Genomic DNA, 13,830 nt, shown 5'->3' on the forward strand with positions numbered 1-13,830 from the left:
AACATGAACACTCTGAACTCGTCCCGACTGCTTAAACGCCTGACTGCAGGCATGCTGATTGCTCTCAGCCTCAACGTTGTCGCCTATGCCGACGATGTCAACATCAAAACCATGATCCCGGGCGTGCCAGATATTGACGCGGAAGCCTATGTGCTGATCGATTACAATTCGGGGAAAGTGCTGGCAGAAAAGAATGCCGATGCGCGCCGCGACCCGGCAAGCCTGACGAAAATGATGACCAGCTATGTCATCGGCCAGGCGATAAAGGCGGGTAAAATCCACCAGGATGATATGGTTACCGTGGGTAAAGATGCCTGGGCTACCGGTAACCCGGTATTCAAGGGTTCTTCCCTGATGTTTCTTAAACCGGGCGACCGCGTGCCGGTTTCTCAGTTGACGCGCGGAATAGTATTGCAATCAGGCAATGATGCCTGTGTGGCAATGGCCGATTATGTTGCCGGCAGCCAGGAAACGTTTGTTGGGCTGATGAACAACTACGTTAAGGCTCTGGGCCTGCAAAACACGCATTTCCAGACGGTGCACGGTCTGGATGCCGAAGGTCAGTACAGCTCTGCACGCGATATGGCGCTGATCGGCCGTGCACTGATCCGTGACGTGCCCGATGAATATGCGGTCTATCACGAGAAAGAGTTCACCTTTAACAATATTCGTCAGATGAACCGCAACGGTCTGCTTTGGGACACCAGCCTTAACGTTGACGGCATCAAAACTGGCCATACAGAGTCTGCGGGCTATAACCTTGTCGCCTCTGCCACTGAAGGCCAGCAGATGCGCCTGATCTCGACAGTGATGGGTGGCCATACTTATAAAGGGCGCGAAACCGAAAGCAAAAAGCTGCTGACCTGGGGCTTCCGTTTCTTTGAAACCGTAGCGCCGCTTAAGGCAGGTAAAGAGTTTGCTTCAGAGCCGGTATGGTTTGGCAACAGCGACCGCGTTCAGCTTGGTGTTGAAAAAGACGTTTACCTGACCATCCCTCGCGGCCGGATGAAGGATCTGAAAGCCAGCTATACGCTGAGCAACACCGAACTGCATGCACCACTACAGAAAAATCAGGTCGTTGGCACCATTAACTTCCAGCTGGATGGCAAAACCATCGAACAGCATCCGCTGGTGATCCTGAATGATATGCCGGAAGGCGGTTTCTTCGGTCGCATCGTTGATTACATCAAGCTGATGTTCCATCACTGGTTTGGTTAATCCGCTGCGCTTTAAAGGGCCGATCGGCGATCGGCTCCTGGCGCATTGTCAACGTACATCGCTTGAAATTCATTGCCAGTACCCGCATATTGTCAGTTATCTACCCAGTCTTATATCTGTAAACTCCCGCTGCGGCGGGAGCCATTAGTGGTGTCACCGGAGTCTAAATGAAAACCAATCTTAAAGAACTGCTCGAATTCCCTACGTCTTTTACCTATAAAGTGATGGGACTGGCACAGCCTGAGCTGGTCGGTCAGGTGGTTGAAGTCGTGCAACGTCACGCACCGGGTGATTACTCTCCAGAGGTTAAACCCAGCAGCAAAGGCAACTATCATTCCGTATCCATCACCATCACCGCAACGCATATCGAACAGGTGGAAACCCTTTATGAAGAACTGGGTAACATCGAAATTGTTAGAATGGTGCTGTAAGCAATGAGCGGGGGCAAGCTGGCTCTTGCCATGCACCAGCGATATACTACCGGCCTCTTTATCCAACCGGACTGACCGTTTTGTCGCCAGATACTCTGATTATCCGCCAGCTGGGTCTGCAGCCCTGGGCGCCCGTTTCCCTCGCCATGCACCGGTTTACCGACCAGCGTAACGATCACACGCCAGATGAAGTCTGGCTGGTGGAACATCTTCCGGTGTTTACCCAGGGACAGGCGGGAAAAAGCGAACACCTGCTCATGCCCGGCGATATTCCGGTGATGCAGAGCGACAGGGGCGGCCAGGTCACCTACCATGGCCCGGGGCAGCAGGTGATGTATGTGATGGTCAATCTGAAGCGGCGCAAAGTGGGCGTACGTCAGCTGGTTTCAGCAATTGAACAGACGGTCATCGACACGCTGGCTGCTTTTTCCGTTAGCGCAACCGCGCGCGCCGATGCGCCAGGCGTCTATGTGGATGAAAAAAAAATCTGCTCGCTGGGCCTGCGCATCCGTCAGGGCTGTTCGTTTCATGGTCTGGCGCTCAACGTCGATATGGATTTAACTCCGTTCCTGCGTATAAACCCCTGCGGCTATGCCGGCCTGGAGATGACCCAGCTGGCGCAGCAGCAGCCCGGCGTAACACTGACTGAAGTACAGCCGGTTTTGATCAACCGTTTTGCCCGACAGCTGGCAATTACCGACATTGACTGGAGCGCAAGCACCCAACTGCCGTAATCTGCGGCAGCGCTGAAGCTGATTTACAATTCTGCAACGCTTTCTCGTTCGGCCAGGCTGAATCTGCGGCGATGAGGTGATATAATTTACGCGCTTCATCAAATAAAGTTGAAAATCACCAACTCATTGAGTGTTTTGCGGCTGCGTCATTCTGAAACCAGCGGCTGTCGCATTCCAACCTGGAACCAGCAAGAATATGAGTAAACCGATCGTGATGGAACGCGGTGTTAAATACCGCGATGCAGACAAAATGGCGTTGATCCCGGTGAAAACCGTGGTGACCGAGCGTACGGAAGTTTTACGTAAGCCGGAGTGGATGAAAATCAAGCTGCCCGCCGACTCCAGCCGCATCCAGGGCATTAAAGCTGCGATGCGTAAAAATGGTCTGCACTCCGTTTGCGAAGAGGCTTCCTGCCCTAACCTTGCCGAGTGTTTTAACCACGGTACGGCCACTTTTATGATCCTGGGTGCCATTTGCACCCGGCGTTGCCCGTTTTGTGACGTGGCACACGGTCGCCCGACGGCTCCGGACGCCAACGAGCCGGGTAAACTGGCACAGACCATCGCCGATATGGCGCTGCGCTATGTGGTTATTACCTCGGTAGACCGTGATGACCTGCGCGATGGCGGCGCTCAGCACTTTGCTGACTGTATCAGCGCTATTCGGGAAAAAAGCCCGGCGATTAAAATCGAAACGCTGGTGCCGGACTTCCGTGGACGTATGGATCGCGCACTGGAAATACTCAATGCCACGCCGCCGGATGTGTTTAATCACAATCTGGAAAACGTTCCACGCGTCTACCGTCAGGTGCGCCCAGGCGCGAATTACGACTGGTCGTTGAAACTGCTGGAGCGTTTTAAAGAAGCTCACCCGGAAATCCCCACCAAATCAGGTCTGATGGTTGGGCTGGGTGAAACCAATGCTGAGATCGTTGAAGTGATGCGCGATTTGCGCCGCCACGGCGTCACCATGCTGACTCTCGGCCAGTATCTGCAGCCCAGCCGCCATCATTTGCCGGTTCAGCGCTACGTCAGTCCGGCCGAATTTGACGAAATGAAAGCAGCGGCCGTGGAAATGGGCTTCACCCATGCGGCCTGCGGGCCGTTTGTGCGCTCGTCATATCATGCCGATATGCAGGCAAAAGGGCTGGAAGTAAAATAACTCTGCTGGCGTAAAGAAAACGGATGACGCTTCAGTCATCCGTTTTCTTATCTGGCACATCACTCTTTATGAGCTGCCTGCCCGGCATTTTTTTCTTCTGAGCCGGTGTTGCGTGCGCAGCCGTCTTCGTCTTGCATCGCTTTTTTGAAGCCTTTAATCGCCGATCCCAGATCTGCACCGAGAGTACGCAATTTCCTGGTGCCAAATAACAGGACGATTAGCGCACCCACGATCAATAATTTAGCGAAACTGATACCTTCCATTTTCTACCTTTTGTTATCAACCTGACCGTCAATGCGGCCTTAAAACACAGGGTATTAACACCCGCTACAGATGGCAATTCAAGCCGCTGCCGTAACATAACATGTTTATAACAGCTGCGGTGGCGCAAAACGCCGGTTAACCAGAACCGGTAGAGCACGGCGAACTTCGGCAATTCGCTGCGCATCAATTTCAGCCACCACCAGCGCTGGCCCCTCCGCAGCCTGAGCAATAGTGACTCCGAGCGGATCAACCACCATGCTGTTACCTATGTTACGCGGACCGCATTCCCCTACTGCTGCGACATAACAAGTATTTTCCAGCGCGCGTGCGATGACCGAAACCTGCCAGTGCATCTCTTTAAGCGGGCCTCTTACCCAGGCAGAAGGCAGCACCAGCAGGTCGGCGCCGTCCAACGCCAGCCGCCGTGCCAGTTCCGGGAAACGGATGTCATAGCAGGTCATCAGTCCGACGTTGATCCCATCGACATCCACCAGCGGCGGTATGCGATCGCCCGCAGTAACATTGCGTGATTCCTGCAGGGTAAAGGCATCATAAAGATGCAACTTATCGTAGCGAGCGATAATCCTGCCCTGTCGAATAACAATCAGCGCGTTGAAAACACGGCCATCCCCCTCCGGCACATGGACGGTGAACACGGTCGTCAGGGTGTTATGCAGGCTTGTAGCCAACAGCAACAGCAGAAATGGCCCATCGAGAGGCTGCGCGGCCTTTATGCCCCATTCCGGGTCGGCAGTATCGCGAGCTGACACCGCCTCCGGCAAGACCAGTAAGCGAGCACCTTGCTGATACGCCTGATCCATCAAGCCGATGCAGATATCGGCATTTTCCTGCCACTCGCGCTTAACCGCGAACTGGCCTAAAGCCACTTTCACCATGAATTCCTCCTGGCACCGCGTTCTGCTGACTCAGCGCTACGCGGGTTAAGGCGCACACGGACAACCTCATGACCCGCAGATTAGCGGCTTAACAGCCTGGCAGCGAGGATGAGCAAGGCAAACTTTCAGTCTGCGTGGGTCACCTTTGCGCCATCACATCCCTGCCTGCTCTCAGTTGATTTTAATGTTTCCTAAATATTGTCTCAGTAAACTGGCAATCTTTTGGTCAAACAGGATAAATAAGATGATCTGGCTTACGCGCACCCGAAACGAATATCTTGCTTCAATGGTTGCAGGTGTAACGGCGGGTATCTGGCTGGTGCAGTTTTTTAGCCGTTAGCAGCTCTGGTCGCCGGATCTCAGACAAAAAAAACCCGCCATCAGCGGGTTTTAAAAATTCTGTCTGATAACTTAAATAGCGGCAACGTTAGCAGCAGATGGGCCTTTGGCACCGTTGGTGATTTCGAACTCTACGCGCTGACCTTCAGCCAGAGTTTTGAAACCGTTGCTCTGGATGGCAGAGAAGTGTACGAAAACATCTTTGCTACCATCTTCAGGAGTAATGAAACCGAATCCTTTGGACTCATTAAACCACTTAACGCTACCTTTAATCTTAGACATCAATATTACCTTTACATGAAAAATGGACACTAAACTGTGTCAGCAGTTAGTACAGCAATTGCGAAGGCTTTTGTCCAGTCACCAACGTAGAAAAAGTGATAAATATCGTTTTTTTTTTACCATACCTTATCTTCTCGCCAGCCTCCGCCATCATAACTGCCAGCGCAGCCAGGCGAAATAGACGTTACCGTTGTTATAAGTCCCTGGAATGTAAGTCATTTGAAAACTTACATATTCATAACCTATTGAAGCTAAAGGTAACAGTACAGGAATGGGAATATAACTCCAGTTATCGCGCATGGTCACTCCCGCAGTGTAGCCCAGCCCAAGATGGAAATCGGGATCCCTTAACGGACGCCAGGTTTTTTCCCAGCCGTAACCGCTGATTAGCTCCCATTTGTTAAAGGAGTCCTTAAATGCCATCAGATAGATACCGTTCCAGTTGCCTTTTTTGTCAAAATGCGACACGCCGCCACCGGCTCCCCAAGGGCGTTCATTATATTTGTCGATTTTGTCTGCGTCGTAAGTCCAGCGATTATGCCAGATGATGGAAGGAATATACGGGTCGAACGTTTGCGGTTCGTTCCACGTCTGGCTGAAGCTATGCCAGCTAGCGGAAATACCGTGCGCGAGAGTGGCCGCATGAGCACTCTTCAGCCCCAGACAGCCAAGCAGCATCAGTAAGTACAGAACGGGTTTGAGTTTCATTGTGGTTTAACAGCTCTCTGGAGAATGTGTGTAACAGCACACTCAAATAGCCAATATGTTTCGGGTCATATTATTTCTGAATGATAAAAGTGTGGATTAACAGGCCTTGAACAATCGGTTAGTCAGGCTCCTTAGCCATTCCTGTCAAAAATCGTTATGATTTTGTAAAACAAATCAAAGCTGAACAATTCGTCCCACCGGGTTTTAAACCATCGAAATAAGTTTCCAGCGGACAGCGTATTTATGCTCTTTTTGAGCTATCAAACCAAGCTTGTATTAATTGATCTGGATCATTAAAACTCACGATTTTTATGCAACCTCGCACGAAAAAGCGCGTTATATCGGCAATTATTAATCAAAAGACTTTAATTAACATCGTGTTGTATGAATAAAGCCATTCGCTTTTTTAGTTAATTTTATTTATAGATCTCCATTTATAATTTGTTAGGATATTCCTGAAGAAATCGTTCGCAGGATAAGCAAGGGTGATGAAAATGCTAAGGTGTAGCAGATGTGGTTGTCACAGGTTTATTTTCACGATGCGCGGTGACAGATATGGAGAACATCACGGTGCCATCTGCGCTGCCTGCCATAAATGTATGAATGTGAATGATCTTTCTGTTCCCTCACCTGCTATAAGGTCAGCCTGTGGGAAAACAGATATTCACAATGTCACCGAGCGCTGTTACAGCGCCAAACTACAACACCCGTAATATAACAAGTATGGCATAAGTTCTTCGGGCAGCGCCGTTTAGCGCATTAGCATCGGGAACTGCCTGAAGGGCAACCGTTGACTTTGCAGAGAGGTAATGCGGGACAGAACCACAAATGCAGTGACAGGCTTCCCGCATCAGCTTTAGAAAATAAGTTTAAACACGCCGGTGATAGTCAGCAGACCTACAATAAAAACGATTGCAACAATCCAGAGAAAAATCTTCATTTCATACCCTCAAATTAACGTAAAAGACACGACGATGTTGTCGCATAAGTGTAGAAGAAGAGTAGAGTTTTGCTAAAAAAGTTATTCTTCGTTTTTGGTACTTGCTCTAACCCGCTAAAGACAAAAGCCATACTAGTGCAAATCCGGTTAGCGCCATCACCGTGGTTAGCACGGTCCATGTCCTGAGTCCGTCAGCAACCGACAAGCCAAGATAGCGTGTAACCACCCAAAACCCCGCATCGTTGACATGTGACAGCCCCAGGCCGCCAAAACAGGCGGATAGCGTAATCAGTACCCGCTGCCAGTCACCCAGGCCGTTGACCGCTTCAGTAAGCAGGCCGCTGGTTGTTAATATCGCCACGGTAGCGGAACCCTGCGAAGCACGCAGTGCCAGAGACAGGATAAAGGCGGCGGGGATCGGCGGCAGATGAATATTTTCCAGTGACAAAGCCAGTGCTTTACCAACGCCGGATTCAACCAGTACCTTTCCAAACGCGCCCCCGGCACCAGCAACCAGGATCACCCCAGCCGATCCCGGTATGGCCCTGTCCAGCAATTCACTGAGCTTATTTTTACTCCAACCCCTGCGCATACCTAACAGCCAGGCAGCCAGCGCCAGGGCGATCAGCAAGGCAATTGCAGGCGTACCGACTAAGGTCAACACCTGGCGAAACACATTTGACTGCGGCAAAGCACTGTGAGCCAGTGTGCCGACCACGATAAGAGCTATCGGCACTACGATCAGTGATGAAATCAGCCCTGCCCCGGGTGGTTGCTGCTGATGGCGGACGTTTTCCGTTTTTGCCAGTTGTAACTGCTCCAGTACGGCGAGCGACAGCTGATACTGGCGGCGATTCATCATCTGAGCGATAAAATAACCTACCACCCCAACCGGAACAGAAATCGCTATTCCTGCCAGCATCAGCCAGCCCACATCGCTGTGCAGTAACCCCGCCGCCGCTGCGGCACCCGGATGAGTGGGCAAAGCGACATGCACGGTTAACATCACACCGGCCATCGGCAGTCCATATTTTAACGGTGAAACGCGTGCCACTTTGGCAAAACCATAAATCAGCGGGATAACAATGATAAATCCGACTTCGAAAAAGACGGGAATGCCCAAGATAAACGCCGCTATCGTCAGCGCAGCAACGCTACGTCTTTCACCCAGGCGATAATTCAGGCGCAGTGCCAAAGCTTCAGCCCCGCCGGAAGACTCTATTATCGCTCCCAGCATCGCGCCCAAGACGATAATAATGGTGATTGATCCCAGTAACCCCCCCATACCGGCAACGATCACCTGCATAATATTATCAGCCGGAATACCGGTTGCCATCGCGACCAGCAGGCTAACCACCAGCAAAGCAACAAACGGATGAACTTTGGCTTTAATCACCAGCAGCAGCAGGATCAGTACGCTGGCTACGGCAACAGTTAATAACAGGGCGGTAGACATCTATTTGACCTCACAGGGTTTTATTTTTTTGTACGCCTGAGGCGCATTCATTGACAGCCAGCGTTCTCGCTGTTGTTATGGTCTGGTTCCGACCGCAAGAGTCCGCACCACGAGCCGTAGCCCGCAGCGTTCATCGATATACGTTGTGTTTAATTAAAAGCGCTTAACCAGCCCAACCCCGCCTGCGTGGTGGTGCGCGGAAAATATTCGCAGCCGACCCAGCCCTGATATCCGCTGCTATCGAGCAGTTCAAACAGCCACGGGTAATTAATCTCACCTTCATCCGGCTCATGGCGGTTCGGCACTGAGGCAATCTGGATATGTTGATAATGACCGATGTAGTCAGCGATCAGATGGCTCAGGTTACCGTCAACCAGCTGCGCGTGATACAGATCGAGCTGAATGAAAACGCCTTGACGGTCTATACGCTTTACCATCTCGAGCACCTGATACTGGCTGGAGTAGAGATAGTCAGGTTTAGTTTTGGGATTGAGTGCTTCGAGTAAAATGCGGATATCGTGCCGGGCAAAGCGCTCAGCGGCGTAGCGCACATTGTCGATAAAGGTTCGACAATAAGCTTCGCGATCTGCGGCCTTTGGCACCACCCCAGCCATAATGTGCACCTGGTGGCATTCAAGCGCCAGGGCATATTCCAGTGCGCGGTCGATATCACGTCGGGCATCAGCTTCACGACCGGGAATAGCGGAAACGCCCCACTCCCCCGCCGCTGTATCACCAGGTGCAGTATTAAATAACACCAGTTCCAGCTGATGACGGGTTAACGCCTGCTTTAATTCTGCTGGCTGATAATCGTAGGGAAAGAGGAACTCCACCGCGCGAAACCCGGCTTTTGCCGCAGCCTCGAAACGTTGCAGGAACGGTATTTCGGTAAACAGGGTCGATAAATTGGCAGCAAACTTAGGCATATTCAGCTCCGTAATTCGGCCACTTCGTCATCGTTAAGGTAGCGTATCGGGCGGTCACCCAGGGTAAATATCAGCCGGGCTGTCTCTTCCAGTTCTTCGGCATTATTCGCCGCTTCACGCAGAGTATCACCCACCACCACCGGGCCGTGATTGGCCAGTAAAAACGCCTTGTGATGGGGTGCTAACTGCGCCAGATCTTCGGCCAGTCGCCCGTCACCCGGACGGTAATAAGGCACCACGGGCACCGCGCCAACGCGCATCACCACATACGGCGTGAACGGACGAATACAGTTTTTAGCATCCAGACCTTGCAGACAGGAGAGCGCGGTTAAATACAGACAGTGCAGATGCACAATCGCCCCGCAGGCGGGATTATTCAAATAAATGGCGCGATGGAAGCTAATCTCTTTCGAAGGTTTGTCACCGGAGATCCACTCCCCTTGCGCCGTCACTTTTGATAAGCGCTGCGCCTCAAGCTCGCCGAGGCAACAACCGGTTGGCGTCGCCAGCAGCGTACCATCGGCAAGTCGCATCGACAGATTGCCAGCTGAACCGGTGGCGTAACCGCGCTGGAAGAAAGAAGCACCCAGCCGAACCATCTCTTCTCGCGCTTGCTGTTCCGTCATACTGAAAAATCCCTCTGTGCTCGGGTAAAGAAATCTTCGCCGCCAAAGTTTCCGGACTTCAGCGCCAGTGATACCGGCTGCTGTACCGCGCGTACCCAGGGTACGCCGGGTGAGATAGCCGGGCCGATATGGAAAGCATCTATCGCCAGCGACTGCGTTACCACGCCTGAGGTCTCGCCCCCGGCGACGATAAAGCGCTGCCAGCCACGCTGCTGTAACTCGCGTGCCACGGCGGCAAACAGCTGTTCAACCGCGTCGCTGCTGCGTTTTGCACCGAAGCGCTGCTGAACAGATCGCAGCCCGTCCGGCCCGGCGGTGGCATAAAGCAGCGGTGCCAGCACATCCTCTTTATGCTGTACAACCCAGTCACAAAGCTCACGGACATAAGCCTCATGCTGACTCAGGGCGCGTTCAATATCGATACATTGCGCGGCCGCCTGCTGACGATAGTGCGCAACCTGGCGCTGCGTCATCTCAGAGCACGAGCCAGAAAGAACCACGGCATATTGCCCTTGCGGCGCACCTGCCGTCTGCGTATGGAAGCGGTCTGCTGCACCTCTCTTCCACCAACGAGCCAGACCAATGGCAAGGCCGGATCCCCCGGTCAGCAGCCGCATATCGCTTAGCGCCTCGCCCTGGGTTAGCAAATGCTGCTCGTGCAGTGCATCCAGCACCACATAATTGACGTCCTGCTTAGCCAGCGCCCCTAGCGCCGCTCGCACCGCCTCCGCTCCCTGGTCAAGGGTCTGGCTGTCGATCAATCCCGCTTTCCCGCTGGCCTGTGCTTCCATCAGGCGTAACAGGTTGCTATCGGTCATGGGCGTTACCGGGTGATGGCGCATACCCGAGTCACACAGCAGCTGATCCATGACAAACAGATGCCCCTGGTACAGGGTACGACCGTTAACGGGTAACGCGGGGGCAACAACAGTCTGCGATTCGCCGAGAGCTTTCAGCAATGCATCGGTTACCGGGCCAATATTGCCTTTTGCACTGCTGTCGAATGTCGAGCAGTATTTGAAGTAGAAGCGCTCACAGCCCTGCTGTTGCAACCACATCAGCGCCTGCAGCGAATCGTCTACCGCTTTTTCAGGCGGGCAGGAACGGGATTTCAGGCTGACCACCAGCGCATCCGCGTTGATTTGACGAGCTTCAGCAGGCACACCGTTCAACTGCACGGTGGACATGCCGTTTTGCACGAGGAAACTGGCAATATCCGTCGCCCCGGTAAAATCATCCGCTATCACTCCCAGACGCATTATTCACGCTCCTGTTGGGCTGGCAGAGAGATACCGCTGAAAATCTTAATGACCGCGCTGTCATCTTCGCGACCGTAACCCGCATTGCTGGCAGAGGTGAACATATTTAACGCCGTTGATGCCAGCGGCAGCGGAAAGTGCAGATCTCTGGCCGTATCGATGACCAGCCCGAGGTCTTTGACAAAAATATCAACCGCTGACGTTGGCGAGTAGTCACCATCGACAACGTGACGCATGCGGTTTTCGAACATCCAGGAATTACCCGCCGCGTTTGTCACCACCTCATACATCGTAGCAAGAGGAATACCGGCCCGAGCCGCCAGCGCCATCGCTTCTGCACCGGCAGCGATATGCACCCCGGCCAGCAGCTGGTGAATAATCTTCACCGTCGAACCCTGGCCAATTTCACTGCCGATACGGTAGACTTTAGCCGCAACCGCATCGAGCACCGGCTGCAGCAGCGCAAAAGCCCGGTCACTGCCAGATGCCATCACCGTCATCTCGCCTTTTGCCGCTTTCTCTGCTCCGCCTGATACCGGGGCATCCAGCATAATCAGCTGATGTGCTGCCAGCTGCTGTGCAATGTTCCGTGCATCCTGTGATGACAGGGTTGAAGAGACCATGACCGCCGTACCCGGTTTTAATCGCGCTGCCAGACCCTTTTCTGCAAACAGGATCTGTTTGACCTGAGCCGCATTAACCACCAGTAGCAATACCGCATCGAGGTCGGTGGCAAAAGTATCGGCACAGGTATCAGCCCCCTGCGCCCCGCTGTCGCGCAGAGTTTGCAAAGCCTGTGGATTGAGATCTACGCCCCAGGTTTTCAGGCCGGCGTGAATACAGGATTGCGCCGCCCCCATTCCCATAGAGCCAAGGCCAATCACACAGACCGACAATGATGTTGCCTTTGACATACGCCTCCATGTTAACTCTAGTGATTATTTGTTATTCCATGTTAACTATAGCGGCTGCAACTGCTCTCATTAGTGACAAACCTCACATTACTGAACGAAATTAAGGTGTTTTTCACAAAAATTAACAATAACAAGAATGGTGCAGCTCACTTTTTTCTTCTGGTATTCAAATAGATAATGCTTAAAAGCTGATGATTAAGCCTCATTCCCTGCTCTGAAAATAGCTGAAAATTTTGGTGCACAGTACAGGGTCGCTCTTTACACTTTGGCTCAGAATCTCTGTTAAATTCTCAGGAGTAGTCATGATTCCGGTTGAACGTCACCAACAAATAGTCACGCTGGTGCAGCTTCGTGGCGTGGTAAGTATTGCTGAGTTGTCCGAACGACTGGCCGTCTCTCATATGACGATACGTCGCGATCTGCAAAAGCTGGAAGAACAGGGAGCCGTACTGCTGGTTTCAGGTGGGGTGCGCTCAACCGAGCGCCTCTCCAGCGAACCTTCTTACCTGGATAAGAGCAGCATGTACAGCATGGAGAAACAGGCAATTGGCGTTGCCGCCGCGCGTCATATTCCTCGTAACAGTTGTATCTATCTTGATGCCGGCACCACCACGCTGGCGCTGGCTCGTGAACTGGGAACACGAGACGATCTGCTGATTGTGACCAATGATTTCGTCATCGCTGATCTGCTGATTGATAGCAGCCAGTGTCGGATGATCCATACCGGTGGCAAATTATGTCGAAATAATCGCTCCTGCATCGGGGAAGCGGCGGCTCAGACATTACGCGGGCTTTCGTTAGACATTGCATTCATTTCCGCTTCTTGCTGGGGCATGCGTGGCATATTCACCCCGGATGAAGAAAAAATTGCCATCAAGCGCACGGTGAGTGACATCAGCAGTAAACGTGTACTGCTGGCCGACAGCTCCAAATACAATAAGATAGCCACTTTCCTCGCTCTGCCACTCACCCGTTTTGACCATATCATTACCGATGCCCAACTGACCGATAGCGCGCGGCAGGATCTGAGAACGCTCGATTTTGAGATAACGCTTGCCGGGTAACAGAGCGTATTTATCAAATAAAAAATTTTGTCGACAACGGTCACGATTTTCTATTTTTGTTGCGCGTATTATTAGAGAACTGTGAGCTGAGTAGCTAAAATTATCAGAACGGTTATGGATTCACCCGCTGCCTTTCACCGCTTCGACGCAAACGTGACCGGGAGTTATTATGAGCACTATTAATACCAGTTTGGGTCGTTACTGCATCAAAGCGTATAATGCAGTCGACCATATCCAGGGATCGATTGCCATTAATGATGAAGGAGGCACCCAACTGACACGGCAAGAGTTCAGTGAGCAATACCTTGATGATGTGATTAATAATGTCGTCTTTCCGGCTACCGGCGGTAATCGTGTTATTGCAAACGCAATACGAGAACAGATGATCAAAGCGGGCTTCGCCCAATCGCATTGATCATGCACAGTGCGATGACAGGGAACGCACGTTTCGCCCCGCCACATCTGGCTTCGATAAATCAACATACTCACTCTAAATCAATGAACAGCCCGCTGGCAAAAAAGCAGTGGCGCAAACGCCGATCGTGGCACAAAGAAGTCGGCGACTATTTCCGCAATAAGGATAATCAGCGCTAACAAACGGTCAAACCGGT

Annotated in this window: 17 protein-coding genes; 7 read left to right on the forward strand and 10 right to left on the reverse strand. The window is 52.1% G+C overall.

Annotated features, from left to right (window positions below; translation table 11 throughout):
* The first annotated feature begins 3 nt into the window (after positions 1 to 3).
* From dacA to lipA, 4 genes are all read left to right on the forward strand, one after another.
* Positions 4 to 1,218 (forward strand): D-alanyl-D-alanine carboxypeptidase DacA, encoded by a 1,215-nt coding sequence (gene dacA, locus EPYR_RS12535; RefSeq protein WP_012668765.1) that lies wholly within the window; start codon positions 4 to 6, stop codon positions 1,216 to 1,218.
* Between the two features lie 167 nt (positions 1,219 to 1,385).
* Positions 1,386 to 1,649, forward strand: coding sequence for a DUF493 family protein YbeD (gene ybeD / locus EPYR_RS12540; protein ID WP_012668766.1), 264 nt, complete (start codon positions 1,386 to 1,388; stop codon positions 1,647 to 1,649).
* Between the two features lie 80 nt (positions 1,650 to 1,729).
* Complete coding sequence (gene lipB / locus EPYR_RS12545) at positions 1,730 to 2,383, forward strand: lipoyl(octanoyl) transferase LipB (protein WP_012668767.1); 654 nt, start codon at positions 1,730 to 1,732, stop codon at positions 2,381 to 2,383.
* A 196-nt stretch (positions 2,384 to 2,579) separates the two neighbouring features.
* Positions 2,580 to 3,545 carry a lipoyl synthase gene (lipA, locus tag EPYR_RS12550; RefSeq protein WP_012668768.1) on the forward strand — a complete coding sequence of 322 codons (966 nt, stop codon included), beginning with the start codon at positions 2,580 to 2,582 and terminating at the stop codon, positions 3,543 to 3,545.
* 59 nt (positions 3,546 to 3,604) lie between these two features.
* Here lipA and tatE read toward each other — a convergent pair whose 3' ends face one another.
* The 10 genes from tatE to ltnD all read right to left on the reverse strand — a co-directional run bounded on the left by tatE (position 3,605) and on the right by ltnD (position 12,155).
* Positions 3,605 to 3,808, reverse strand: a complete 204-nt coding sequence (tatE, locus tag EPYR_RS12555; RefSeq protein WP_012668769.1) for a twin-arginine translocase subunit TatE — start codon at positions 3,806 to 3,808, stop codon at positions 3,605 to 3,607.
* A gap of 105 nt (positions 3,809 to 3,913) precedes the next feature.
* Entirely contained in the window at positions 3,914 to 4,705 is a 792-nt protein-coding gene (locus EPYR_RS12560; RefSeq protein WP_012668770.1) for a deaminated glutathione amidase, read from the reverse strand.
* A gap of 411 nt (positions 4,706 to 5,116) precedes the next feature.
* Complete coding sequence (gene cspE, locus EPYR_RS12565) at positions 5,117 to 5,326, reverse strand: transcription antiterminator/RNA stability regulator CspE (protein ID WP_004156612.1); 210 nt, start codon at positions 5,324 to 5,326, stop codon at positions 5,117 to 5,119.
* Positions 5,327 to 5,476: 150 nt separating this feature from the next.
* On the reverse strand, positions 5,477 to 6,034 hold the full coding sequence (pagP, locus tag EPYR_RS12570; RefSeq protein ID WP_012668771.1) for a lipid IV(A) palmitoyltransferase PagP: 558 nt from the start codon (positions 6,032 to 6,034) through the stop codon (positions 5,477 to 5,479).
* A gap of 856 nt (positions 6,035 to 6,890) precedes the next feature.
* On the reverse strand, positions 6,891 to 6,974 hold the full coding sequence (locus tag EPYR_RS21640) for a small membrane protein YohP (RefSeq protein WP_446026677.1): 84 nt from the start codon (positions 6,972 to 6,974) through the stop codon (positions 6,891 to 6,893).
* 106 nt (positions 6,975 to 7,080) lie between these two features.
* Positions 7,081 to 8,430 (reverse strand): GntP family transporter, encoded by a 1,350-nt coding sequence (locus EPYR_RS12575; RefSeq protein WP_012668772.1) that lies wholly within the window; start codon positions 8,428 to 8,430, stop codon positions 7,081 to 7,083.
* 149 nt (positions 8,431 to 8,579) lie between these two features.
* On the reverse strand, positions 8,580 to 9,356 hold the full coding sequence (locus tag EPYR_RS12580; protein ID WP_012668773.1) for an HPr family phosphocarrier protein: 777 nt from the start codon (positions 9,354 to 9,356) through the stop codon (positions 8,580 to 8,582).
* 2 nt (positions 9,357 to 9,358) lie between these two features.
* Positions 9,359 to 9,982 carry a 3-oxo-tetronate 4-phosphate decarboxylase gene (gene otnC / locus EPYR_RS12585; RefSeq protein WP_012668774.1) on the reverse strand — a complete coding sequence of 208 codons (624 nt, stop codon included), beginning with the start codon at positions 9,980 to 9,982 and terminating at the stop codon, positions 9,359 to 9,361.
* Positions 9,979 to 11,241, reverse strand: a complete 1,263-nt coding sequence (gene otnK, locus EPYR_RS12590) for a 3-oxo-tetronate kinase (protein ID WP_012668775.1) — start codon at positions 11,239 to 11,241, stop codon at positions 9,979 to 9,981. Before otnK ends, otnC begins: the two co-directional genes overlap by 4 nt.
* Complete coding sequence (ltnD, locus tag EPYR_RS12595) at positions 11,241 to 12,155, reverse strand: L-threonate dehydrogenase (RefSeq protein WP_012668776.1); 915 nt, start codon at positions 12,153 to 12,155, stop codon at positions 11,241 to 11,243. The genes otnK and ltnD overlap by 1 nt, the downstream gene beginning before the upstream one ends.
* A gap of 302 nt (positions 12,156 to 12,457) precedes the next feature.
* Between ltnD and ygbI the strand changes: the two genes are divergently transcribed.
* The 3 genes from ygbI to EPYR_RS20660 all read left to right on the forward strand — a co-directional run bounded on the left by ygbI (position 12,458) and on the right by EPYR_RS20660 (position 13,813).
* Entirely contained in the window at positions 12,458 to 13,219 is a 762-nt protein-coding gene (gene ygbI, locus EPYR_RS12600) for a DNA-binding transcriptional repressor YgbI (protein ID WP_012668777.1), read from the forward strand.
* Between the two features lie 169 nt (positions 13,220 to 13,388).
* Positions 13,389 to 13,634 carry a hypothetical protein gene (locus tag EPYR_RS12605; protein WP_012668778.1) on the forward strand — a complete coding sequence of 82 codons (246 nt, stop codon included), beginning with the start codon at positions 13,389 to 13,391 and terminating at the stop codon, positions 13,632 to 13,634.
* Positions 13,635 to 13,648: 14 nt separating this feature from the next.
* Entirely contained in the window at positions 13,649 to 13,813 is a 165-nt protein-coding gene (locus EPYR_RS20660) for a hypothetical protein (RefSeq protein ID WP_162013508.1), read from the forward strand.
* Positions 13,814 to 13,830 lie beyond the last annotated feature (17 nt).

This window comes from Erwinia pyrifoliae DSM 12163 (assembly GCF_000026985.1).
GTDB classification, from domain to species: domain Bacteria; phylum Pseudomonadota; class Gammaproteobacteria; order Enterobacterales; family Enterobacteriaceae; genus Erwinia; species Erwinia pyrifoliae.